General features: G+C 67.6%; 23 protein-coding genes. 12 read left to right on the top strand and 11 right to left on the bottom strand.

Annotation, left to right across the window (positions count from 1 at the left end):
- The first annotated feature begins 191 nt into the window (after positions 1-191).
- Both G6N53_RS15815 and G6N53_RS15810 read left to right on the top strand, forming a co-directional pair.
- On the top strand, positions 192-1,676 hold the full coding sequence (locus G6N53_RS15815; protein ID WP_237166532.1) for an RNA polymerase sigma factor: 1,485 nt from the start codon (positions 192-194) through the stop codon (positions 1,674-1,676).
- Positions 1,677-1,687: 11 nt separating this feature from the next.
- Positions 1,688-1,900, top strand: a complete 213-nt coding sequence (locus G6N53_RS15810) for a methyltransferase (protein WP_205390391.1) — start codon at positions 1,688-1,690, stop codon at positions 1,898-1,900.
- Positions 1,901-1,925: 25 nt separating this feature from the next.
- Here G6N53_RS15810 and G6N53_RS30440 read toward each other — a convergent pair whose 3' ends face one another.
- From G6N53_RS30440 to G6N53_RS15795, 3 genes are all read right to left on the bottom strand, one after another.
- Positions 1,926-3,596: a hypothetical protein gene (locus G6N53_RS30440; protein ID WP_163889893.1), complete on the bottom strand. Its 1,671-nt coding sequence runs from the start codon at positions 3,594-3,596 to the stop codon at positions 1,926-1,928.
- 277 nt (positions 3,597-3,873) lie between these two features.
- A complete protein-coding gene (locus tag G6N53_RS15800; protein WP_163889891.1) occupies positions 3,874-4,656 on the bottom strand; it encodes a hypothetical protein in 783 nt (260 codons plus the stop codon).
- A 123-nt stretch (positions 4,657-4,779) separates the two neighbouring features.
- Positions 4,780-5,130 (bottom strand): DUF952 domain-containing protein, encoded by a 351-nt coding sequence (locus G6N53_RS15795; protein ID WP_163889889.1) that lies wholly within the window; start codon positions 5,128-5,130, stop codon positions 4,780-4,782.
- Between the two features lie 132 nt (positions 5,131-5,262).
- Between G6N53_RS15795 and G6N53_RS15790 the strand changes: the two genes are divergently transcribed.
- On the top strand, positions 5,263-5,454 hold the full coding sequence (locus tag G6N53_RS15790; RefSeq protein ID WP_163889887.1) for a DUF7455 domain-containing protein: 192 nt from the start codon (positions 5,263-5,265) through the stop codon (positions 5,452-5,454).
- A gap of 27 nt (positions 5,455-5,481) precedes the next feature.
- Positions 5,482-6,519: a YihY/virulence factor BrkB family protein gene (locus G6N53_RS15785; RefSeq protein ID WP_163889884.1), complete on the top strand. Its 1,038-nt coding sequence runs from the start codon at positions 5,482-5,484 to the stop codon at positions 6,517-6,519.
- On the opposite strand, the gene G6N53_RS15780 is transcribed toward G6N53_RS15785, so the two are convergent.
- Positions 6,509-6,745, bottom strand: coding sequence for a DUF3039 domain-containing protein (locus G6N53_RS15780; protein ID WP_159229478.1), 237 nt, complete (start codon positions 6,743-6,745; stop codon positions 6,509-6,511). The two genes, G6N53_RS15785 and G6N53_RS15780, sit on opposite strands and share 11 nt — an antisense overlap.
- A gap of 76 nt (positions 6,746-6,821) precedes the next feature.
- On the opposite strand from G6N53_RS15780, the gene G6N53_RS15775 reads away from it, so the two are divergent.
- The 3 genes from G6N53_RS15775 to G6N53_RS15765 all read left to right on the top strand — a co-directional run bounded on the left by G6N53_RS15775 (position 6,822) and on the right by G6N53_RS15765 (position 9,193).
- Positions 6,822-7,244: a DUF3099 domain-containing protein gene (locus G6N53_RS15775; protein ID WP_371870831.1), complete on the top strand. Its 423-nt coding sequence runs from the start codon at positions 6,822-6,824 to the stop codon at positions 7,242-7,244.
- A gap of 147 nt (positions 7,245-7,391) precedes the next feature.
- Positions 7,392-8,351: a sigma-70 family RNA polymerase sigma factor gene (locus G6N53_RS15770; protein WP_163889880.1), complete on the top strand. Its 960-nt coding sequence runs from the start codon at positions 7,392-7,394 to the stop codon at positions 8,349-8,351.
- Positions 8,352-8,500: 149 nt separating this feature from the next.
- The gene (locus G6N53_RS15765; RefSeq protein WP_159229473.1) at positions 8,501-9,193 is read left to right on the top strand and encodes an iron-dependent transcriptional repressor DtxR; all 693 of its coding nucleotides are present in this window, start codon (positions 8,501-8,503) and stop codon (positions 9,191-9,193) included.
- Between the two features lie 13 nt (positions 9,194-9,206).
- On the opposite strand, the gene G6N53_RS15760 is transcribed toward G6N53_RS15765, so the two are convergent.
- On the bottom strand, positions 9,207-10,256 hold the full coding sequence (locus tag G6N53_RS15760) for a DUF4192 domain-containing protein (RefSeq protein WP_163889878.1): 1,050 nt from the start codon (positions 10,254-10,256) through the stop codon (positions 9,207-9,209).
- A 173-nt stretch (positions 10,257-10,429) separates the two neighbouring features.
- On the opposite strand from G6N53_RS15760, the gene sthA reads away from it, so the two are divergent.
- The 4 genes from sthA to G6N53_RS15740 all read left to right on the top strand — a co-directional run bounded on the left by sthA (position 10,430) and on the right by G6N53_RS15740 (position 14,856).
- Positions 10,430-11,845 (top strand): Si-specific NAD(P)(+) transhydrogenase, encoded by a 1,416-nt coding sequence (gene sthA, locus G6N53_RS15755; protein ID WP_163889876.1) that lies wholly within the window; start codon positions 10,430-10,432, stop codon positions 11,843-11,845.
- A 187-nt stretch (positions 11,846-12,032) separates the two neighbouring features.
- Positions 12,033-13,022, top strand: a complete 990-nt coding sequence (locus tag G6N53_RS15750; RefSeq protein ID WP_163889874.1) for a proteasome assembly chaperone family protein — start codon at positions 12,033-12,035, stop codon at positions 13,020-13,022.
- 67 nt (positions 13,023-13,089) lie between these two features.
- Positions 13,090-14,112 carry an alpha/beta fold hydrolase gene (locus tag G6N53_RS15745; RefSeq protein ID WP_163889872.1) on the top strand — a complete coding sequence of 341 codons (1,023 nt, stop codon included), beginning with the start codon at positions 13,090-13,092 and terminating at the stop codon, positions 14,110-14,112.
- Positions 14,113-14,169: 57 nt separating this feature from the next.
- Positions 14,170-14,856 carry a PhzF family protein gene (locus G6N53_RS15740; RefSeq protein WP_163889870.1) on the top strand — a complete coding sequence of 229 codons (687 nt, stop codon included), beginning with the start codon at positions 14,170-14,172 and terminating at the stop codon, positions 14,854-14,856.
- Here G6N53_RS15740 and nrdR read toward each other — a convergent pair.
- Positions 14,844-15,326 carry a transcriptional regulator NrdR gene (gene nrdR, locus G6N53_RS15735; RefSeq protein ID WP_163889868.1) on the bottom strand — a complete coding sequence of 161 codons (483 nt, stop codon included), beginning with the start codon at positions 15,324-15,326 and terminating at the stop codon, positions 14,844-14,846. The genes G6N53_RS15740 and nrdR overlap by 13 nt on opposite strands.
- 157 nt (positions 15,327-15,483) lie before the next feature.
- Positions 15,484-16,011, bottom strand: coding sequence for a LysM peptidoglycan-binding domain-containing protein (locus G6N53_RS15730; protein ID WP_163889866.1), 528 nt, complete (start codon positions 16,009-16,011; stop codon positions 15,484-15,486).
- A gap of 223 nt (positions 16,012-16,234) precedes the next feature.
- Between G6N53_RS15730 and lexA the strand changes: the two genes are divergently transcribed.
- Positions 16,235-16,933 (top strand): transcriptional repressor LexA, encoded by a 699-nt coding sequence (lexA, locus tag G6N53_RS15725; RefSeq protein WP_163889864.1) that lies wholly within the window; start codon positions 16,235-16,237, stop codon positions 16,931-16,933.
- A 7-nt stretch (positions 16,934-16,940) separates the two neighbouring features.
- On the opposite strand, the gene G6N53_RS15720 is transcribed toward lexA, so the two are convergent.
- From G6N53_RS15720 to hflX, 4 genes are all read right to left on the bottom strand, one after another.
- Positions 16,941-19,049: an LGFP repeat-containing protein gene (locus G6N53_RS15720; RefSeq protein WP_163889862.1), complete on the bottom strand. Its 2,109-nt coding sequence runs from the start codon at positions 19,047-19,049 to the stop codon at positions 16,941-16,943.
- Between the two features lie 187 nt (positions 19,050-19,236).
- Positions 19,237-20,394 carry an acyl-CoA dehydrogenase family protein gene (locus G6N53_RS15715; protein ID WP_163889860.1) on the bottom strand — a complete coding sequence of 386 codons (1,158 nt, stop codon included), beginning with the start codon at positions 20,392-20,394 and terminating at the stop codon, positions 19,237-19,239.
- A 162-nt stretch (positions 20,395-20,556) separates the two neighbouring features.
- Positions 20,557-21,888 (bottom strand): DEAD/DEAH box helicase, encoded by a 1,332-nt coding sequence (locus G6N53_RS15710; protein WP_163889858.1) that lies wholly within the window; start codon positions 21,886-21,888, stop codon positions 20,557-20,559.
- Between the two features lie 225 nt (positions 21,889-22,113).
- Positions 22,114-23,511, bottom strand: a complete 1,398-nt coding sequence (gene hflX, locus G6N53_RS15705; protein ID WP_163889846.1) for a GTPase HflX — start codon at positions 23,509-23,511, stop codon at positions 22,114-22,116.
- Positions 23,512-23,516 lie beyond the last annotated feature (5 nt).

Below are 23,516 nucleotides of genomic sequence, written 5' to 3'. Positions count from 1 at the left end.
GGTGTGGCGGCGTCAAATTTGCCGCTCGGCGCAGCGCCGACCCACACTGTCGTTACAATGGTCGACGGCGGCCGCCTACCGAGTAGCGGCGAAGCATCCCGAGTTGAGATCAACGCCGACATTCGACATAGCCGACACTTTTCGGTGGCGCACGTGTGCGCGCCGGAACCAGCACGACCGAAAGGGTGTACGTGGCAGCGACAAAGGCAAGCCCGGCAACCGATGAGCCGGTGAAGCGCACCGCCGCCAAGACCCCCGCCAAAAAGGCCGCGCCGGCGAAGTCGGCGAACGGGTCCGCGCCCGCCAAGAAGGCCGCGAAGGGCGCTGCGGCCAAGACGACCAAGCCGCGTGCGGCCAAGGGCGACGCGCCGGCCTCCCGTGGCCGCGCCAAGAAGTCGACCGCCCCCGCAGCAGAGGGCGTCGACGGAGACCTGGTCGACTCCGACAGCACCGAGGACGCGGTCGTCGAGCCCGGCGACGAGCTCGAGGTCGACGAGACCGACATCGACCTCGAGGACATCGTCGTCGACGACGACGCCTCCGATGACGAACCCGACACCGACGAGGCGTCCGACGACGCCGACGTCGTCACGAAGGCCGCGCCCAAGGCGGCCGGCAAGGCCGCCAAGGTCGACGACGCCGAGGACGACGGGATCGCCGAGCCCACGGAGAAGGACAAGGCCTCCGGCGATTTCGTCTGGGACGAAGAGGAATCCGAGGCGCTGCGGCAGGCCCGCAAAGACGCCGAGCTGACGGCCTCGGCCGATTCGGTACGCGCCTACCTCAAGCAGATCGGCAAGGTCGCGCTGCTCAACGCCGAGGAAGAGGTCGAGCTCGCCAAGCGCATCGAGGCGGGGCTTTACTGCACGCAGCTGATGACCGAGTTCGCCGAGCGCGGCGAGAAGCTGACGACGGCACAGCGCCGGGACTACCAGTGGATCTGCCGCGATGGCGACCGCGCCAAGAACCATCTACTCGAAGCGAACCTGCGCCTGGTGGTGTCGCTGGCCAAGCGCTACACCGGTCGCGGGATGGCTTTCCTGGACCTCATCCAGGAGGGCAACCTGGGCCTGATCCGCGCGGTGGAGAAGTTCGACTACACCAAGGGTTACAAGTTCTCCACCTACGCGACGTGGTGGATCCGCCAGGCGATCACCCGGGCCATGGCCGATCAGGCCCGCACCATCCGCATCCCGGTGCACATGGTCGAGGTCATCAACAAGCTCGGCCGCATCCAGCGTGAACTCCTGCAGGATCTCGGTCGTGAGCCCACGCCCGAGGAACTCGCCAAGGAAATGGACATCACGCCGGAGAAGGTGCTGGAGATCCAGCAGTACGCGCGTGAGCCCATCTCTCTGGACCAGACCATCGGCGACGAGGGCGATTCACAGCTCGGCGACTTCATCGAGGACAGCGAAGCCGTGGTGGCCGTGGATGCCGTGTCGTTCACGCTGCTGCAGGATCAGCTGCAGTCGGTGCTGGAGACGCTGTCCGAACGCGAGGCGGGCGTGGTCCGGCTGCGCTTCGGCCTGACCGACGGACAACCGCGCACCCTCGACGAGATCGGCCAGGTCTACGGGGTGACGCGCGAGCGCATCCGGCAGATCGAGTCGAAGACCATGTCGAAGTTGCGCCACCCCAGCCGCTCCCAGGTGCTGCGCGACTACCTCGACTAGGCAGACCGTTCATGTCGGGCGTGCCCGACGGCGGCGACGCCTATGTCCTCGAGAGCGTCATCCACGACTGGCACGACGAGACGGCGCTGACGATCCTGCGCAACGAACGCACGCACGCACGCACGCAGGGAGAATGCGCAAAGTTGTTGGCACAGGCCGGTTTCCGGCTCGATCGCGTGGTGAGGACCGCGACCCGACATCGATCGTCGAGGCAGCCCATCTGAGGCAGCCCGTCTGAGCCAGCCCGGTTCAGTCGGAGCTGTCGGCGGAACCGCGGCTTCCGTTGCCGCCGCTGCCACCCTGTCCGCCGGCACCGCCGCTGCTGCCCGCCGGCCCGCTGCCCGAACCGCCCGCGGTTCCGCGATCACCCGAAGCGCCGTCGCCGGCTGCACCACCGTTGCCGCCACTGCCGCCGAAGCCGCCCGAACCCCCGCCGCCGGTCGCTCCCCGCTCACCGTCGCGACCAGCCGGCCCCTCGGCGCTCCCGGCGCCACCCGTACCGGCGGCGCCGCCGGGGCCACCATCACCACCGTCGCCCCCGTCGCCGCCGAATCCGCCGCGACCCCCTTGACCTGGTTTCACCGTCCCGCTGCCGGGATCGGAGATGTCGGCGCCACCGTCACCGCCGGTGCCACCGTCACCACCGACCGCGCCGTCACCGCCGGTGCCGCCCGCTCCCCCGGAACCGCCGGCTCCGCCGCTGCCGGTGAGCCGTCCGCTGCGGCCACCTGCACCGCCGTCCCCACCGCTGGTGCCGAGTGCGCCGGCCGCTCCCGCGCCACCGGCGCCGCCCGCACCGCCGGGCCCGCCGAAGCCCAGGGTCGGACCGACCTTGACGTCCCCGCCATCTCCGCCGTCGCCGCCACGGGCGCCGATGCCGCCGTTGCCGCCGGCACCACCGTTGGACCCGAACACCGCGACGGTGGGCGAGAAACCCTGGGCGAGACCGGCGTCGCCGCCGTCGCCGCCGAGCCCACCGCCTGCGCCATCACCACCGTCGCCGCCCGCGCCGCTGACGCTGAAGTCGTGTAGAGCGGCGAACCACGGGGTCACCCCCTGGCCTTGGCCGCCCTGACCACCGGACTGGTTCGTGCCGGCCGCGCCGTCGGCTCCGCGGCCACCCATTCGGCCGATGAGCATGCCGTCGACGACGTTGTTGGAGTGCAGCAGCCCCGTCTGCCCCAGGAAGCTCGGGTTGCCGGTCGCGGCGCTGCCGCTGGCGGCCGGATTGCTGCCGTCGAGTCCTTTGCCGCCGTTGCCGCCGTCGCCACCGGCACCGCCGTCGCCGAACAGCAAGCCCGCTGCACCGCCGGCTCCGCCGCTCCCGCCCGCGATGCCCTCGGCACCGTCTGCTCCGTGGCCACCGTCGCCCCCGTCACCGGCGAGCAATCCGGCGCTACCGCCGTTCCCGCCGGCCTGCCCGGGCAGCGCGCCGTCACCACCGCGGCCCCCGTCGCCGCCGAACAACCCGGCGTTGCCGCCCCGGCCGCCGTTGGCCCCGTCACCACCGCTGCCCCACAGCAGCCCGCCGTTTCCGCCGTTGCAGGCAGCGCCTGCACAGTCGGCGGCAGCGTCGATGCCGTCGCCGACGAGCCAGCCACCCTCGCCGATCATCGGGACCACCGCCGACCGGGAGTCCGCCCCGCTCGACGTGCGCTGGCTGCCCGGCGCGCCCGACACTGTCCACCACAGCTCGTCGGACACCGGCGTCTGGGGCACCAACAACGCATCGAAGGAAGCCAGCTCGACGGCGCGGACCGGGGCCGCCGGCGTCCCCGCCTGGGTGGACAGCAACACCCCGATACCGACTGCGGCCACGCCCCCTGCACCGGCTGCGACCCAGCGGTGGGCGGTGGCTCCCCGGCCTGCGCCAGCGCTGCGGTCGGTCACATCGTCTGCGGTGCGGCGGCGTTGAGCCATGCGCAGTTCCCCCTGGTCTGCTCGGTCTCCGGATTCGCCGGAATCTAACACAGCAAATCGGCACCTCAGTCAATTACCCTGCCCGAATGGTGTACCGTGTTGCGCCTTGAATTAGCTGAGGCCGCACTTGGACCCGGAAGTCCCGGTAGCTGAGCCGGATCGGCGAACGGCCGGCTTCGCGGCCACGGCCGTCCACCCCACAACGACGTCCGGAACGCTGCGAATATCGCAAAGACCGGTGACAATGCCGGACCGCAACCGGGCGGCCCGTGGCGGGTCAGCGCCTGCGCTCGCGCACCTTGTACGAGGAGGGCCAGGATTCGCGCGTCTCGTCTCCGACAAGCGGAATGCCTTTGCTGCCGATCCGGATGTCGTAGGCCTCCTTGCCCGCGCCGACTTCGCGGTTGGCGTGCTCGGTGGCGAGGTAGATCAGCTGATCGATCTCCGCCTCGGCGAACGCGACGAAGGTGGTCTTGCGGACCACTTCGTCCGCCGCCGGCACCATCCGGTCCGGCAGCACCCGCGTCAGCAGAGCCGCCACCCCCAGCAACGTGAACGGCACCACCCAGTAGCAGACGAACGACAGCGGCGTGCGGGTGTCCAGGATCGTCGCATCGCCCTGCACGATCGGCGGGATCGCCGACGACAGCGCCATGCCACCGAACGCCGCGATCCAGATCCAGGTCAGCAGCGAGGTGATGCGGGCGAAGGGCTCGCTGTCGATCACTTCCTTGGGCTGACCGACGACGGCGAACTCGCGGACGAACGGCTTGCCGATCAGCACGCTGACCAACGCCACCACGAAGATCCCGGCGGTACTCAGCGGCTGTATCCACCGTTCCATGAAGTCCTGGCTCACCGTGAACGTAAGCACCGTCAGCAGGAAAAACGTTGCGACAGCACCGATCTCCAGCGTCCGCCCAGGGGACCCACCGAGCCTGGAGACCACGAGTGCCGCTACGGCCATCGCAAACGCGACGAGCACCGCGGTGACGAAGGGAACGTTGCCGACGAGAATCCAGTAAACGATCCACGGTGCGAAGCCGAACAGTATGCCCACGAGTGGTCAGTGTATTGAGTCACAATCCGACCACCGATGTGGGTTCCGCACTCCGTGCCGACAAGAACCCGCAAACCAGTGACCAAAACTGGTGCGTCACAGAGCGATCGATCACGCTGGTTTTCAGGACCCGCGTGGCGGGAACGAACCATCGGGCCCGCACGGGTAGGACGTGACGCTTATCACAGCTGCTACCGGTAAGGGGCCGTACAAATGCGGGAACACCATCCCCGCGGGATCGCTGGGAGCCCCGGGTTCCCAGCGGACCGGAGAGGAGAGACGTGCGGCGTCGATGCGCAGCAGCAGCAGGTCTGTCCGGCCGGTGTAGAGACGGTTGGCGGGCAGATGGACCTGATCCGGTGTCGACAGGTGCACAAAGCCCACCGCGTCCAGCGAATCGGGCCGTAGTTCTCCCGACCGGCGGGCCGCGTCCCACTGCGGCGCAGAGCACAGATGGACGAGGTCGTCGGTCATACCGTCAGCCCCTATCTGTCGCAACACATACATCCGTGAGACACGACACACCCGTAAACCCCCGGGGAACAAGGCCGGAACCCCAAGCGTCTGACAGAGTAGAAGAACGTCGCCACATCCTATGGAGGTGCCATGACCGCAACGCTGACCAGTCCCGCATTGACCAAGGCTGACCGCTGCGACCGTTGTGGCGCCGCGGCCCGCGTACGGGCGAAGCTTCCGTCGGGCGCCGAGTTGCTGTTCTGCCAACACCATGCCAACGAACACGAGGCCAAGTTGGTCGAGCTGGCGGCGGTCCTGGAAGTAAGCCAGTTGGAGCCGTAGCGGCACATCGGCGATGCTGGACTGGTCATGAGTGACCAGTCAGCATTGCCACCCGACCGGCCGAGGCCGTCACGCCACCACTTCCGGCACATCGCCGGCCGGACTTTGGCAAAAAGTTGGGACGACTCGATTTTCGCGGAGTCAGCGCAGGCTGCCTTCTGGTGCGCGCTGTCACTGCCGCCGCTGCTGCTGGGAATGTTGGGCAGTTTGGCCTATGTCGCTCCGATGTTCGGTCCGGACACCCTGCCGATGATCCAGAGCCAACTGGTCAGTACCGCCGGGCGGTTCTTCTCGCCCAACGTGGTCACCGAGATCATCGAGCCGACGGTGCGCGACATCATCAGGGGCGCCCGGGGCGAGGTCGTCTCGCTCGGGTTCGTCATCTCGCTGTGGGCGGGCTCGTCGGCCATCTCGGCGTTCGTCGACTCGATCACCGAGGCCCACGGCCAGACGCCGCTCCGACATCCCGTGCGGCAACGGTTCTACGCACTGGGCCTGTATGTGGTGATGTTGGTCGGGGCCATCGTGACGGCCCCGTTCCTGGCGCTGGGCCCGCGCAAGATCGCCGAGTTCATCCCCGACAGCTGGGACCACTTCCTGCGGTACGGCTACTACCCGGTGCTGTTCCTGGCGCTTGTGGTCGCGGTGAACCTGCTCTACCGGGTATCACTGCCCAAGCCACTGCCGTCGCATCGGCTGGTGTACGGCTCCGTGCTGGCCGCGGTGGTGTTCCTGGTGGCGACGTGGGCGCTAAGGGTCTACCTGACCTGGATCACCAGCACCGGCTACACCTACGGGGCGCTGGCAACCCCGATCGCATTCCTGTTGTTCGCGTTCTTCCTCGGTTTCGCCGTCATGTTCGGCGCGGAACTCAACGCGGCCATCGAGGAGGAATGGCCGGCTCAGCCGACCCACGCCAAACGTCTGCGGTGGTGGCTGGAAGCCAAAGCCAGTGCCTTCAGCGGCGCACCGACCGCGCAACCGGACGACGTCCCCGAACAGATCGACACACCCACAGGCGACGCGCCCGCGGCGGTCGCCAAGGGCGACGCCGCTACTTCTTGAGCTGCTCGTAGATCTGCTTGCAGTCCGGGCATACCGGCGAACCGGGCTTCGCCGAGCGGGTCACCGGGAACACCTCGCCGCACAGTGCGACGACGTGTGTGCCCATCACGGCGCTTTCGGCGATCTTGTCCTTCTTGACGTAGTGGAAGACCTTGGGAGTGTCGTCGTCAGTCCCGTCGTCGACGCGTTCGTCGGTGTCGGTGCGCTCGATGGTCTGGGTTTGCATGTCACCATTCTGCCTCGCCACAGATCGGTAAGAAACGTCACCGGCACACCGGGCGCCGATGTGCAACAGTGGAGTCATGAAACAAGGCCAAGAGCTGAGTTTCGACGACGACGGCCGGCCCGTGTTGATCACCCGGGCCGCACTCGCTCACGAGGAACAGCACCGCGCCCGGGTACGCAAGTACCTCACCCTGATGTCGTTCCGTATCCCTGCCCTGATTCTCGCCGCGGCGGCTTACGGCATCTGGCACAACGGCCTGATCTCGCTGGGGATCATCGTCCTGTCGATCCCGCTGCCGTGGATGGCGGTGCTGATCGCCAACGACCGTCCGCCGCGACGCGCCGAGGAACCCCGGCGGTACGACTCGAAGCGCCGCATCCCGCTGTTCCCGACTGCCGAGCGCCCCTCGCTCGAGGGACCGGCGTCGGTGTGGCCACACGCCGAGACCGAGCACTCCGGGTACGAAGCCGACGATCTCCACCGCGACGTTCCCCGCTGAGCACCGCCGGGTTCACTTCTCAGCACATTCTCAGGTGAAGCGGTGAAAACCGCAGCTCAGCAGGTGTGAGTCGCGGTGAGGTTGGGAACTCTTTGAACTCACAGAGCGTTGTAGCTCTTGAAAGTTCGACCCGATCAGGAGGCCGTAATGGCAAATGCCACCAGCAGTCGCTTCGACCAAGATCTGGATGCCCAGAGCCCAGCCGCAGATCTGGTGCGCGTTTACTTGAACGGCATCGGCAAGACCGCGCTGCTCAATGCGGCCGACGAGGTCGAACTCGCCAAGCGGATCGAGGCGGGCCTGTACGCGCAGCACCTACTCGACACCCGCAAGCGGCTCGGCGACAGCCGCAAGCGCGACCTTGCGGCGGTGGTGCGCGATGGCGAGGCGGCGCGGCGGCACCTGCTCGAAGCCAACCTGCGTCTGGTCGTCTCGCTGGCCAAGCGCTACACCGGTCGCGGCATGCCGCTGCTCGACCTCATCCAGGAGGGCAACCTCGGGCTGATCCGCGCGATGGAGAAGTTCGACTACGCCAAGGGGTTCAAGTTCTCGACCTACGCCACGTGGTGGATCCGCCAGGCGATCACCCGGGGCATGGCCGATCAGAGCCGCACCATCCGCCTCCCGGTTCATCTCGTCGAGCAGGTCAACAAGCTCGCCAGGATCAAGCGCGAAATGCACCAGAACCTGGGTCGCGATGCCACCGACGAGGAGCTGGCCGAGGAATCGGGCATCCCCGCGGAGAAGATCGCCGATCTGCTTTCGCACAGCCGTGATCCGGTGAGCCTGGACATGCCCGTCGGCAGCGACGAAGAGGCTCCGTTGGGCGACTTCATCGAAGACGCCGAGGCGATGTCCGCGGAGAACGCCGTGATCTCCGAATTGCTGCACACCGACATCCGGTACGTGCTCACGACGTTGGATGAGCGCGAACAGCAGGTCATCCGGCTGCGGTTCGGCCTCGACGACGGCCAGCCCCGCACGCTGGATCAGATCGGCAAGTTGTTTGGGCTCTCCCGCGAACGGGTGCGCCAGATCGAGCGCGAGGTGATGGCCAAGCTGCGCAACGGAGAGCGAGCAGACAGGCTGCGCTCCTACGCCAGCTAGCAGGACCACCTAGCAAGACCACGAGGAAAGCCCGCCGGAATTTTCGGCGGGCTTTCTGGCGTCGCTGTTGTCCAACCCCGTGTCGCCATATGAAGCACCGCTGTTCAGCGGGTCGACCGGTAGACTCGGCTCAGACGGAGGGTGTGCGAATGAACGATCTGGTCGATACCACCGAGATGTACCTGCGAACCATTTACGACCTCGAGGAAGAGGGCGTCATCCCGCTGCGTGCGCGGATCGCGGAACGTCTCGATCAGAGTGGACCCACCGTCAGCCAGACCGTGTCGCGGATGGAGCGCGACGGACTGCTGCACGTCGCCGGCGACCGCCACCTGGAGCTGACCGACAAGGGTCGCGGTCTGGCGGTCGCGGTGATGCGTAAGCACCGTCTTGCCGAGCGGCTACTGGTCGATGTCATCGGACTGCCCTGGGAAGAAGTCCATGCCGAGGCGTGCCGGTGGGAGCACGTGATGAGCGAGGACGTCGAGCGCCGGCTGGTCCAGGTGCTCAACAACCCCACCACGTCCCCGTTCGGCAACCCGATCCCGGGGCTGTCGGAGCTCGGTGTCGGCGATGACCTGATCAACGAGACCATCAGCCTGGTTCGGCTGACCGAGTTGCCCGCCGGGATGCCCGTGGCGGTAGTGGTGCGGCAGCTGACCGAACATGTCCAGGGCGACGCCGAGTTGATCGCGCGGCTGAAGGACGCCGGTGTGGTGCCCAACGCCCGCGTGACGGTCGAGGTCAACAACCACGGCGGCGTGATGATCGTCATCCCAGGGCACGAGCAAGTCGAACTCCCGCATGAGATGGCCCACACGGTGAAAGTCGAGAAGGTCTGACCCGGTACGCAAGCTAGCCCGCCCGCCGGCCGAAGAGCCGCTTAGGCGGCAGCTGCACTCCGAGCTGCTTGGCCAGGCGGTAGCCGGTGCGGGCCAGTTCGCGTATCTGTTCTGGCCGCATCCCCGACTGCAGAGCCTGGTCGAGCATGCCGGCCATCCGGTGCTTCGGCGAGCACGCCAGCGCGGCATCCAGTGAGATCCCGGCGAGCGGCCCGTCCCCCCGCGCATAGGCCGAAAACGCCAGCAGTACCAGCGCTTCGGCTCGCCACGGTTCGGGCAGCAGCCGGGCGAGGTCGGCCCACAACGATTCGGCCGCGCCCGCATGGTCTCCGACGGCCAGTGCATAAAGGGTGTCGCGCACCCGCGGATCGGTCAGCGCCAAGCCCAGCCGCGTGAGCTGCCCATCGGCCAACGGGCGGCCCTCGGTGAGTTGATCGGCGCAGGCCAGAGCGTGCTCGATGTCGCTTCTCGCCTGCGAGTCCGGGCGATCGGGGTCCACCTCGCCGGCCGCGTCGATGGCCAGGGCGAGTGTCGCGCTGCGTTCGGGATCGACCTGGGCGACCACGGCGACCAACTCCGAGCGGCGGGCGTACAGACGCCGACCGTCCAGCACGGCAGCCACGGCGATGGGTGATGCCGCCGGGTCCTCGACCACTCCTGTGCTGCCGCACCCGTCCGCGCAGTACCACCGGCCACCGGCGGCGACCTTGTCGACAACGTGCACGGCGGACAGTTCGACGTTCCATCTCGCGAGCTCGACGGCCAGTTCGTGGGCCAACTCCCGGTACTCGTCGGCGCACATCCGGCAGGCGGCGCCCTCGTCGTCGACGATCACCGCGATCGCGATCTCCGCTCGCGAGGCGGCCGCCAATTCCGCGAGGTGCCCCAGCGAGCAGTCCGCGCCTTCGGAGAGTTCGGCGCGTATCACCGCGCCCATCTCACCGTGGGCAGCGGTCACCAGCACCAGCGATCTCTCGGGGACGAACCCGAGGACAGCGGGCAACGCCGCAATCAGGGCGCCGGGTCGGTCGAGCGGGTTATCGGGGCGATGTGTTGTGGACATACCGCAAACCTGGCAACACCTGCCGACGGCGAGGCGCTGTCGACGGTGTGGCGGACCCGAACTGTGGATGGAATCGCGATTGGGGATCGGTGTTCGCCCGAGCGGTGAGAGTTCACCTGGAGTTGACGCCGGCCGACATGCGAGACGGCGGTAACCGGCGTAGATCTTGTGCCATGGGTTCCACGCAGGAATACGATCTCGTCGTCATCGGGTCCGGCCCGGGAGGGCAGAAGGCGGCCATCGCGGCGGCGAAGCTCGGCAAGTCGGTCGCCGTTGTCGAGCGCGGGCTGATGCTCGGCGGGGTGTGCGTCAACACCGGCACCATTCCGTCGAAGACGCTGCGTGAGGCCGTCGTCTACCTCACCGGCATGAGCCAGCGCGAGCTCTACGGCGCCAGCTACCGCGTCAAGGAGAAGATCACCCCCGCCGACCTCCTGGCGCGCACCCAGCACGTCATCGGCAGGGAGATCGACGTCGTGCGCTCGCAGCTGATGCGCAACCGCATCGAGCTCTACGTCGGTCACGCCCGGTTCATCGACGCGCACACCATCCATGTCGACGACCCCGGACGCGCCGAACGTGTCACCGTCAGCGGCCGCTACGTCGTCATCGCCACGGGCACCAAACCAGCCCGCCCGCTCGGCGTGGAGTTCGACGAGAACCGCGTGCTGGACTCCGACGGGATTCTCGACCTGAAGTCCATCCCCGGCTCGATGGTCGTGGTCGGGGCCGGAGTCATCGGAATCGAGTACGCCTCGATGTTCGCGGCGCTGGGCACCAAGGTCACCGTCGTCGAGAAGCGTGACAACATGCTGGAGTTCTGCGATCCCGAGATCATCGAGGCGCTCAAGTTCCACCTGCGCGACCTGGCCGTCACGTTCCGCTTCGGCGAGGAGGTCACCGCCGTCGACGTCGGATCTGCGGGCACGGTGACGACGCTGGCCAGCGGCAAGCAGATCCCCGCCGAGACCGTCATGTACTCGGCGGGCCGGCAGGGCCAGACCGACCACCTGGACCTCCCGAACGCCGGCCTGGAGGCCGACGACCGCGGTCGCATCTTCGTCGACGACAACTATCAGACCAAGGTCGACCACATCTACGCCGTCGGCGACGTCATCGGTTTCCCGGCCCTGGCGGCGACGTCCATGGACCAGGGCCGACTGGCCGCCTACCACGCGTTCGGCGAGCCCTGCAAAGGCATGACCGAACTCCAGCCGATCGGGATCTACTCCATCCCCGAGGTGTCCTACGTCGGGGCGACCGAGGTGGACCTCACCAAGGGGTCGGTGCCCTACGAGGTCGGTGTCTCCCGGTACCGCGAGTTGGCTCGCGGCCAGATCGCCGGCGACTCCTACGGCATGCTCAAGCTGCTGGTCTCCACCGAGGATCTGCGCCTGCTCGGGGTCCACATCTTCGGCACCAACGCCACCGAGATGGTGCACATCGGCCAGGCCGTGATGGGCTGCGGCGGCACCGTCGAATACCTCGTCGATGCCGTGTTCAACTATCCGACGTTCTCCGAGGCCTACAAGGTCGCGGCACTGGACGTGATGAACAAGCTACGTGCTCTGCACCAGTTCCGATCCTGAGCCGGGCCGGCCCCGTCCACCGGGATGCGGAATGTCACATCGGTGTGAGCGCGTTCGAACAAAAGGATGACGGGGGTATACCGCCGTGGCGGGGAACCCCACGTGCGGGACACTGGTAGGACGACACTGGTAGGACACAGTGCGAACGACACCCACTGTCGCGACCACAGTGGCAAGGAGGCAAGAGATGGCCGAGAACACAGACAATCCAGGTCAGCAGTACCAACCTGAGCAGACGGGCATGTACGAGCTCGAGTTCCCCGCCCCCCAGCTCGCGGCCGCCGACGGCCGCGGACCGGTGCTGATCCATGCACTGGAGGGATTCTCCGACGCCGGCCGGGCGATCAAGCTGGCTGCCGAACACCTCAAGGACACGCTCGACACCGAGTTGGTGGCGTCGTTTGCGATCGACGAACTGCTCGACTACCGGTCCCGGCGGCCACTGATGACGTTCAAGACCGACCACTTCACCCACTACGACGAGCCGGAACTGAATCTCTACGCGCTGCACGACAGCGTGGGGACGCCGTTCCTGCTGCTCGCCGGCCTCGAACCGGACCTGCGTTGGGAGCGCTTCATCACCGCCGTGCGGCTGTTGTCCGAGCGGCTGGGGGTGCGCCGGGTGATCGGGCTGGGCGCGATCCCGATGGCGGTTCCACACACCCGGCCTATCACGATGACCGCGCACTCCAACGACAAGGAGCTGATCGCCGGCCACCAACCCTGGGTCGGCGAGGTCCAGGTCCCCGGCAGCGTGTCGAGCCTGTTGGAGTTCCGGATGGCTCAGCACGGACACGAGGTCGTCGGGTACACCGTGCACATCCCCCACTACCTGGCGCAGACCGACTATCCCGCTGCTGCGGAGACGCTGCTGGCGGAGGTTGCCAGAAGTGGTTCGCTGCAGATCCCGACGGCCGCGCTGTCCCAGGCAGCCGCCGAGGTCCACGACAAGATCAATGAGCAGGTCGCCGCCAGCCCGGAGGTCGCTCAGGTGGTGGAGGCGCTGGAGCGCCAGTACGATGCATTCGTTGCCGCCCAGGAGAACCGGTCTCTTCTGGCGCACGACGAGGATTTGCCCAGCGGGGATGAACTCGGCGCCGAGTTCGAGCGATTCCTCGCCCAGCAGACCGGTGAGAATGACAGGAAAGACGGGGACGATCCCACCGGTAGTCCCTAGCCGAGGTAGCTGCCATCGGTCCCGACGACGAAGTGGGCGACATGACCGTCATCAGCGGGTTTGCGCTGTGACAGACCGCAAACCCAACCTGCGCCCCGTACGGGAGTGCACCCCGGCGTTGCACTACCGGACCATCCACGGCTACCGCAGGGCGTTCCGGATGGCCGGGTCCGGTCCGGCGATTCTTCTGATCCACGGCATCGGTGACAACTCCACCACCTGGAGCACTGTGCAGGCCAAGCTCGCGCAGCGGTACACCGTCATCGCCCCCGATCTCCTCGGCCACGGAAAATCCGACAAACCTCGGGCGGACTACTCCGTGGCCGCTTACGCCAACGGCATGCGGGACCTGCTCAGCGTGCTCGACATCGACAGCGTCACGGTGATCGGTCACTCACTCGGCGGCGGCGTGGCGATGCAGTTCGCCTACCAGTTCCCGCAGCTGGTGGACCGATTGATCCTGGTCGGGGCCGGTGGCGTCACCAAGGAGGTGAACATCGCGCTGCGGATCGCGTCGCTGCCCATGGGCAGTGAGGCGCTGGCATTGCTGCGGCTTCCGATGGTGCTGCCCGCCTTGCAGCTCGTCGGCCGCGCCAGCGGCACCCTGTTCGGGTCCACCGGGATGGGCCGCGACATCCCCAACATGCTGCGCATCCTGGCCGACCTGCCCGAGCCCACCGCATCCTCGGCCTTCGCCCGTACGCTGCGCGCGGTGGTTGATTGGCGCGGTCAGGTGGTGACCATGCTCGATCGCTGCTACCTGACGCAATCGGTTCCGGTGCAGCTGATCTGGGGTAGAAGCGATTCGGTCATCCCCGTCAGCCACGCCGAGATGGCACATGCCGCGATGCCGGGTTCACAGCTGGAGATCTTCGAGGGTTCAGGGCATTTCCCGTTCCACGACGACCCGGACCGTTTCGTCGAGGTCGTGCAGAAGTTCATCGATTCCACCGAACCCGCCGTCTACGACCAGGATTACCTTCGCGGTCTGCTGCGGGCAGGCATCACCGAGGGCGCGATCTCGGGTTCGGTGGACACCCGGGTGGCGGTGCTGGACGCAATGGGTGTCGACGAACGCAGCGCCACCTGACCTTCGCGACGACAGATCACCGGTTCGTCACGGTTGCCAGCACGTAGCATCGGCAACATGGCCATCGACGTCACAGTGCTGCGGGTGTTCACCGACCAGCAGGGCCGGTTCGGCAACCCGCTCGGCGTGGTGGACTCGGCCGCGGTGGACCCGGCTGACCGGCAACGCATCGCGACCGAATTGGGCTACAGCGAAACCATCTTCGTCTCCCTTCCCGATGCGGGCAGAAGCACCGCGCACGCGCACATCTACACCCCCACCACCGAACTCCCGTTCGCCGGCCACCCCACCGTGGGCGCATCCTGGTGGCTCAAGACCAGGGGCACACCTGTACGGACCCTGCAGGTGCCGGCCGGGATCGTGCAGGTGGCCTACACCGACGACCTGACCTCGGTCAGTGCCCGCGCCGAGTGGGCACCGGACTTCTCGATCTACGACCTCGCCACGGTCGACGACCTGTCCGCGGCCGACCCCGACGACTACGGCGACGAGGTCGAGCACTACCTGTGGACCTGGCTGGACGAGCCCTCGAGCACGATCAGAGCGAGGATGTTCGCCCCCAGACTCGGGGTGCGTGAGGACGAGGCGACCGGCGCGGCCGCGGTCCGCATCACCGAGTACCTCAATCGCGACCTGACCATCCTTCAGGGCCAGGGCTCGATCATCCACACCACGTGGAGCGCGGAAGGCTGGGTGCAGGTCGCCGGACGGGTCGCCGACGACGGGATACGTCAGATCGACTGAGCGGGTTGGCCATGCGCGGCCACGTTTCGATGCGCACGCAATGCCTCGATCTCCCGCTCGAAATCCTCGGCAGACGAGAACGACCGATAGACCGAGGCGAATCTCAGATAGGCCACCTCGTCGAGGTCGCGCAACGGGCCGAGAATGGCAAGGCCGACCTCATGACTGGGCACCTCCGGCGAGCCCGTCGCTCTCACCGCGTCCTCGACCTGCTGTGCCAGCAGGTTGAGTGCGTCGTCGTCGACTTGGCGACCCTGACAGGCTCGGCGCACACCTTTGATGACTTTTTCCCGACTGAACGGCTCGGTCACGCCGCTGCGCTTGACCACCGCGAGCACGGCGGTCTCGACGGTGGTGAACCGGCGCCCACACTCGGGGCACGACCTGCGCCGGCGAATCGCCTGCCCTTCGTCGGTCTCGCGGGAATCGACGACCCTGGAATCGGGATTACGGCAGAACGGACAGTGCATCACCGCTCCTTCGCCGCACCGACGGACAACCGCTTCGAACGCCTTTGAGCGTACCTGCGTGATCCGTGGCCGGCCCGAGGGCGGACCGATTGGGGCATACTTCACGAGACGGCTCCTCAGTGCACTTGAGCGACAGAGCATTCGGAGCTGCCGCGGATCACGCGACCGGCGCGATCAGCGTCTGCCCGGCGGCGAGCGTCACCGAGTCGAGTTCGTTCAGTTCGCGGATCCGGTCGACGACCTCGTTGACCGGGGCATCGGGCGCCACGCGCTGCGCGACCTGTTGCAGCGACTCCCCGGTGTGCACCTGAACCACCGCCAGCCTGCCCGGAATCACGGCATCGCTGCCCACCACACCGCCCGACTGGGCCACCAGGCCCAGCCAGATCGTGATCACACCGGCGATCAACGCCAGCACCACAGTGGTCGCGGGGGTGATCGGCCGCCGCCGATGGGAGGCCCGCGAGACGAGCACCCCGGTACCGCGGTAGCGCAACGGCGCCCCGCCGGGCCGCAGCGACGGCGTTGACCGCCGGGCACCCGGGGAACCCGGCCTGCGCGACGCGGTGCCCGGCCGGACCCGCGGCCTCTCGACGACGGCGCCCTGCACCGCACGGCACCCGCCGCGGACGGCACTTTCGGCATCGAGGTCGTTGCAGGCCTCACGAGTGTGGAGGATCGTCATCTGTCTGCCCTTTCGATCGGGTGGCCTTCGCTCTTGTGTTCGAACCATAGTCGATCATGTGTTCGATGAATAGAACACGTGATCGAACTGTTGCGAACGCTAACGCACCCCACCGACATGTCCGCCGGCTCGCTTCCGGCACCGGGAACGGGGGCACGCGGGCCGACGACACGCCTCGAACACATGTTTGATTATCGCGGCGGTCCAGGTTACATTCGGGCTCATGACCGATGACAGCAGCGACAGCTCGGCCGGCGCGAGCGAGCTCCGGCCACGTGAAGCGGGACTGACCGAGCGGCAGCGAACGATTCTCGACGTCATCCGCGCGTCGGTGACCACTCGCGGTTACCCACCGAGTATCAGGGAGATCGGCGACGCGGTCGGGCTGACGTCGACCTCTTCGGTCGCCCACCAGCTGCGCACCCTCGAGCGCAAGGGCTTCCTGCGGCGCGATGCCAACCGCCCCCGCGCAGTAGACGTGCGCAGCCCCGAAGACAGCGCCCCGCCGATCGTGACCACCGACGTGTCAGGGTCCGACGCATTGCCCGAGCCCACCTTCGTGCCCGTTCTCGGACGGATCGCGGCCGGCGGTCCCATCCTGGCCGAGGAAGCCGTCGAGGACGTGTTCCCGCTCCCGCGCGAACTGGTCGGCGAGGGCTCGCTGTTCCTGCTGAAGGTGGTCGGCGAATCCATGGTCGACGCCGCGATCTGCGATGGCGACTGGGTGGTCGTCCGGCAACAGAGCGACGCCGAAAACGGCGACATCGTCGCCGCGATGATCGACGGCGAGGCCACCGTGAAGACGCTCAAGCGCACCAAGGGTCAGGTGTGGCTGATGCCGCACAACCCGGCGTTCGACCCGATCCCCGGTAACGATGCTGCCGTGCTGGGCAAGGTCGTCACCGTCATCCGCAAGATCTGAGGCCTGCCTAGTCCCCCCGGACGAATCCGTTGGTCCGGGCCATTTCCTCACTGGCGAACCAGATCTCGGCCGGCGCCTCGTCGTAGTCGTCGCTGCCGGGCGCCCAGTACAGGCCCGACTCGGTGTCTGCCTTGATCGGATAGCCCTCAGGGATCTCGTTCGGATCGTCGAGGGGCAGGTGCAACGCGGTTGCGGCCGGGGCAGGTTCGTCGAAGTCGATCCGCGCGTGGCGACCGGTGTCGGTCATCGGATCACGGTCGAACGCGACCAACGGTTCCCGGTCGAACGCGACCAACGGTTCCCGGTCGGCCACCACCGGCGGCTCGTCGTACGGCGCTGCTTCCGGGGGCTCGTCGTACGGCGCTGCTTCCGGGGGCTCGTCGTACGGCGCGGTCTCCGGCGACTCGTCGTACGGCGCGGTCTCCGGCAAGACCTCGGCGGCGTCCGGAACGCGGGTCGGCGCGGTGTCCACGGAGTCGGGGTCTTCCTGCCCGACGTCCGACTGCCCGGCCTCGCCTTCGGCCTCACGCGGCGCTCCCACAGGTGCGCCCCAGAAACTCAGCGGCCCCGAGGGGAAGTCGTCGGACGGGGCCGATGCGGCAGGGACACCTGACGACAGCGAGCCGAGGCCTTCACGGGCATATCGGTCACCGAACAGCGTGTCCTCCCGGCCGACCTCGTCCTGGTAGTCACCGCCCGACCGGGCAGGTTCGAAGTCCCCGTCGTCGTCGGAAACCGATCCGGCACCGGGCCCGAAGATGTCGTCGTCGTCGTCGCGACGTCGCTTCCGGACCACGACGAGGGCCACCAGACCCGCCAGCAGCAGCAGCGGCACAACGGCCAGCAACCACCACCATGTCCACCGGAACGTGGCCTCGCCGGTGTCGGCTGCCTGCGGAGGTGCCAGCGGCGCCTGCTGTTGGGACACCGAGATGTCGGTCAACTGCGACGCGAGATTACCCGGTTCGGTGCTGAACGATCTGGTCTCGGTGTTCCAGGAGACAGCGCCCTGGCCGAAGCGCTGGGTGATGACCTGCCCGTTCTGGGTCTGGTCTGCCACGGGCGGGCCGAGTTCGCCGGTGGCGCCGCCGAGCTCCTCCCAGGCAGCCTTCATCGGGCCGCGGACGATCACCGCGCCGTGGTCCGGCGTCCAGAAGATCACCGGTTCGTCCTCGGCGGCGAATGTGCTCATCCGGCTCGCCGGGGCCACGCCGCCGTCCACCTCGCTGGTTACCGGGAAGCCGAGGTCGCCTTCCGGGCCGCCGACACTCTCGTACTTGGCCAGCACCTGACCGGTCACCACGTTCGCGCCGGTGGCGGGGCTGTAGAAGATCTTGCCGTTGACGAAGTCCTGACCGAAGCCGTCCGCACCGATCGGATACGGTTCACCCTCGGCGGCACCCAGCGGACCCAGCGGCCCCCCGGCCGCGCGGCGGGCGGCGTTGATCGCCGACACCGGATCGTCGGGGATGTCGAGATCCGTCAGCTGGTCGGCCAGTTCAGGCGGCACCGTGGTGAACGTCTTGGCGCGGGCGTCATAGGAGATCTCGCCGCCGGTGAACCGCTGTGTGACGACTGCACCGTCGTAAGTCGCGTCTTCGGCGGGCACACCGAGTACCCCCGACGACCCACCCAGCTCGTCCCATGCCGCGTTGACCGCACCACGGACCACCCGCGCGCCCGTCTCCGGTGTCCAGAAGATCACCGGATTGTCGGGGGCACTGAACGTGCTGTTGCGGCTGCCGGCCGCCCGGCCCGGGCCTTCGTCGATCTCGGGGAAGCCCAGGTCGCTGTCGGCGGGCCCGCCCAGCGATTCGTACTTCTCCAGGATCGCGCCCTGCATGAAGTGGGCGCCGGTATCGGGGGTGAAGAACATCTTGCCGGACGCGAAGTTCTGCACGAAGCCTTCACCGGCTGGGTACACGTCGCCCGACTTCGGCCCCAGCGGGCCGGCGTCGCCACCGTTGGCCTGCCAGGCTGCGGTGATCGCGTCGCCGGCCTCGACCTCGGGCTGTGCCAGCGCGGCGGGCGCGAGTAGGAGCGCCGTGGCGACCCCCAACAACCCGATCGCTGCGCGACCGACCACACGTATGCGCAGCATGGGCTGCCGGATCATTCATCCTCCCCGCGGTCGGCGACAGGTGCTCAGCAAGACCCTCGAAGCCGTGCTTCAAAAAGTCCTGCGAAAGTACCGCGTCCGTTCACTTTGCGTCAGCGGACGCCGATTACCAAGGACCCTCGCCGGTTCAACAAAAAGAATATGCAGTTGCGCACTATCGCCGGACCACTTCGGATGCCGGTATTCATACCCCGAGGCTGCGCCCGATGATCTCCTTCATGATCTCGGAGGTTCCCCCGTAAATGGTCTGAACCCGCGCATCCAGATAGGCGCGCGCCACCGGATATTCCCGCATATATCCGTAGCCGCCGTGCAATTGCAGGCACCGGTCGATCAAATGCACCTGCTTCTCGGTGGAATACCACTTGGCCATCGCGGCCTGCTCAGCAGTCAGTCGATCGTCGAGGTGAAGGCGGATGTACTCGTCGACCATCATCCGCACCACCGTGGCTTCGGTTGCCAGCTCGGCCAGCACGAAACGGCTGTTCTGGAAGCTGCCGATCGGCTTGCCGAAGGCCTTGCGCTCCTTGGCGTACTCGACCGTCTGACCGAGTACCGCCTCCATCGCCGCGGCCGCCATGATGGCGATCGAGATCCGCTCCTGCGGGAGGTTCTGCATCAGGTAGACAAAACCCTGGCCTTCTTCCCCGAGCAGATTCTCCGCAGGCACCTTGACGTCGGTGAACGACAACTCAGCGGTGTCCTGGGCGTCGAGGCCGAGTTTGTCCAGATGACGGCCCCGCTCGAAGCCCTCCATCCCGCGCTCGACCATCAGCAGCGAGAACCCCAGCGCGCCCTTGTCGGGGTCGGTCTGGGCCACCACGATCACCAGGTCGGCGTGGATGCCGTTGGTGATGAAGGTCTTGGCGCCGTTGAGGATGTAGTGGTCGCCGTCCTTGACCGCTCTGGTCTTGATGCCCTGCAGGTCACTTCCGGTGCCCGGCTCGGTCATCGCGATCGCGGAGATCAACTCTCCGGTGCAGAACCCGGGTAGCCAGCGCTGCTTCTGCTCCTCGGCGCACAGCCTGGTCAGATACGGGGCGACGACGTCGTTGTGCAGGCTGAATCCCAGCCCGCTGAACCGCCCCGCGGTCACCTCCTCGGTGATGACGGTGTTGTACCGGAAGTCCGAAACGCCCCCGCCGCCGTACTCCTCGGGCACCGCCATGCCCAGAAAGCCCTGCTTGCCGGCCTCCAGCCAGACACCCCGGTCCACGATCTTGTCCTTTTCCCACTCCTCGTGGAACGGCGCGACATGACGTTCCAGGAAACCGCGGAAGGACTCGCGGAACAGTTCGTGTTCGGGCTCGAACAGCGTGCGGTCGTAGGCGACGACGCCCATGGGGAATCCCTCCGTGGTTGGTACGGGCTGTTACCGCCAACGTACCCCATCCAACCGGATGGTTGGCCGACGCCGAACGGGCCGCAGAGCGTCCGTCGTGGTCGGCTCGGAGCCGGGGCCCGGCCGCACCGAGGAGCCACCGGTCATCCGGTGACCCGCGGGTCAGGACGTCGTCTGAGCACGCCCCCGCGCACCGGCGCCGCGGGTACCGCGTCGCCGGTTGCCGTGCGCGCCCCGGGCGGGCGTACCGCGGCGGTGGTCGGGGCCACGGTCGGGCTTCGGTCCGGCAGCTCTGGCTACCGGGGCAACCACTTTCGGCGCCGCACGCAGTGGTGCGATCTCACCGACCAGCGCGTGCACTGGATCGGAGTCGGCGGTGACTTCCTGAGGCCGCACGGTGATACCTGCGCGACGCAGCAGCTGCTGGGTGTCCCTGCGCTGCTCGGGTAGCACGACGGTGACGACGTCGCCGTCGCTGCCCGCCCGAGCGGTGCGTCCCGACCTGTGCAGGTAGGCCTTGTGTTCCATCGGCGGGTCGACGTGCACGACGAGTTCGACCCCGTCGACGTGGACACCACGGGCGGCGATATCGGTGGCGACCAGTACGCGCGCGGTGCCGGTGGTGAAGGCCGCCAGGTTGCGGTCCCGCGCCGGCTGCGAGAGGTTGCCATGCAGGTCCACCGAGGGAACCCCCGATTCGGTGAGCTGCTTGGCCAGCTTGCGCGCCTGGTGCTTGGTGCGCATGAACAGGATCCGGCGTCCGGTCCCGGAGGCCAGCCGGTGCACGAGATCCTTCTTCTGCTGTGCTCCCCCAACGTGAAACACGTGGTGGGTCATCACGGCGGGCACTTCGTCGGCCTCCTCGACCGAGTGCATCACCGGATTGCTCAGGAATCGTTTCACCAGCTTGTCGACGCCGTTGTCCAGCGTCGCGGAGAACAGCAGCCGCTGGCCGCCTGCGGGAGTCGCCGCCAGGATGCGCGTGACGCCGGGGAGGAAGCCGAGATCGGCCATGTGATCGGCCTCGTCGAGCACCGTGGTGCGGACGTCGTCGAGACGGATCAGCTTCTGCCGCATCAGATCCTCGAGGCGGCCGGGGCATGCCACCACGATGTCGACACCGGAGCGCAGCGCACTGACCTGCTTGCTCTGCGACACACCGCCGAAGATCGTCGTGACGCGCAGGCCGGACGCGGCGGCCAGCGGCTGCAGCACGGCGGTGATCTGGGTGGCGAGTTCCCGGGTGGGAGCCAGGATCAGCCCGGTGGGCCGCGAGGGTTGACTGCGGCGCCCGGTCAGCGTCGCCACCAGCGGCAGCGAGAACGCCAGCGTCTTGCCGCTGCCGGTCTTTCCGCGGCCGAGCACGTCGCGTCCGGCGAGTGCATCGGGCAGGGTGGCGGCTTGGATCGGGAACGGTTCTGTGATGCCGCGCTCGGTGAGTGCCTGTACCAGCGATGCGGGCACGCCGAGGTCAGCAAAGGATTGGGGGGTCATGTGTGTGTGCCTTTCCGGCCTGTTCGGGCAGCGTGTGCCCGGGCAACCGCGACGGGAACCGTCCAGCGGAAGTGCGCACACAGTGGCGGTTTCGCCGTAGTGGGTAGTCGGTCGTCAGCGTTTCCAGGAGCGGGCGGTGTGCTCGAAGAGATGGTGATGAGCTGTCCGCAGCCGACGTTCACGACGAGCCTACCGCACCACCAACCACATACGCATCTGTGGCGGTCAGAACGTCGGGAACTCGGCGAGCCCGGCCGCCAGCGCGATCGGCACCCGCGCCTTGATCCTGGTGCCAGAAGCAGTGTGCTCCATGGCATCGACGCGCCCGTCGGCGTGCACCCGGTTGACGAGATCTCCTCGGCTGTAAGGGATTGTGACATCAATCACTACATCGCGGGGCGCCACCATCTCCGCCATCCGGGCCCGCAGGCGGTCCAATCCTTCACCGGTGCGGGCAGAGACGAACACCGCGTCAGGCAGGGCCCGCCGCAACTTCGCCAGCGCCAAGTCCCCGGCTGCATCGATCTTGTTGACCACCAACAACTCTGGAGCCATCTGACCGTCACGATCGGCCACCACATCGTTGACGACCTGCCGCACCGCGTTGACCTGCGCCAGCGGGTTGACGTCGGAGCCGTCGACGACGTGGACGAGCAGATCTGCGTCGACGACCTCCTCGAGGGTCGACCGGAACGCCTCGACGAGCTGGGTGGGCAGATGACGGACGAAGCCCACGGTGTCGGTGAGCACGATCTCCCGACCGTCGGCGAATTCGCCACGGCGAGTAGTCGGCTCGAGGGTGGCGAACAACGCGTTCTCGACCAGCACACCGGCCCCGGTCAACGCGTTGAGCACACTGGACTTTCCGGCGTTGGTGTAACCGACGATGGCCACCGAGGGCTTGTCACTGCCGAGCCGACGGCTGCGCTGCGTATCGCGAACCTGCTTCATGTCGCGGATTTCCCTGCGCAGCTTGGCCATTCGCTCGCGGATCCGGCGGCGGTCGGTTTCGATCTTCGTCTCACCCGGTCCGCGGGTTCCGACACCGCCGCCGCTGCCGCCGGCGCCGCCACCCTGACGGGACATCGACTCACCCCAGCCTCGCAGTCGCGGGAGCATGTACTCCATCTGCGCGTAGGCGACCTGCGCCTTGCCTTCGCGGCTCGTTGCGTGCTGGGCGAAGATGTCCAGGATCAGCGCGGTGCGGTCGATGACCTTGACCTTCACCGCCTTCTCCAGCGCGTTCAACTGCGCCGGGCTGAGCTCACCGTCGCAGATGACGGTGTCGGCACCGGTCGCCAGCACCACCTCGCGCAGTTCAGCGGCCTTGCCGGACCCGATGTAGGTCGACGGGTCCGGTTTGTCGCGACGCTGGATGAGACCTTCGAGCACCTCCGAACCTGCCGTCTCGGCCAACGCGGCCAGCTCCGCGAGGCTGGCGTCGGCGTCCGCGGCGGTGCCGTCGGTCCACACCCCGACCAGCACCACGCGCTCCAGTCGCAGCTGGCGGTACTCGACCTCGGTGACGTCGGCGAGTTCGGTGGACAGCCCGGCTACCCGGCGCAGCGCCACCCGGTCTTCCAGGGCGAGCTCACCGGAGCTTGGGATCGTGGGTTCAGTCATGTACT

This window comes from Mycolicibacterium hippocampi, from assembly GCF_010723735.1.
Lineage (GTDB): Bacteria > Actinomycetota > Actinomycetes > Mycobacteriales > Mycobacteriaceae > Mycobacterium > Mycobacterium hippocampi.
Note: the sequence above shows the minus strand (reverse complement) of the source record. Positions and strands in the feature narration are given on the sequence as shown.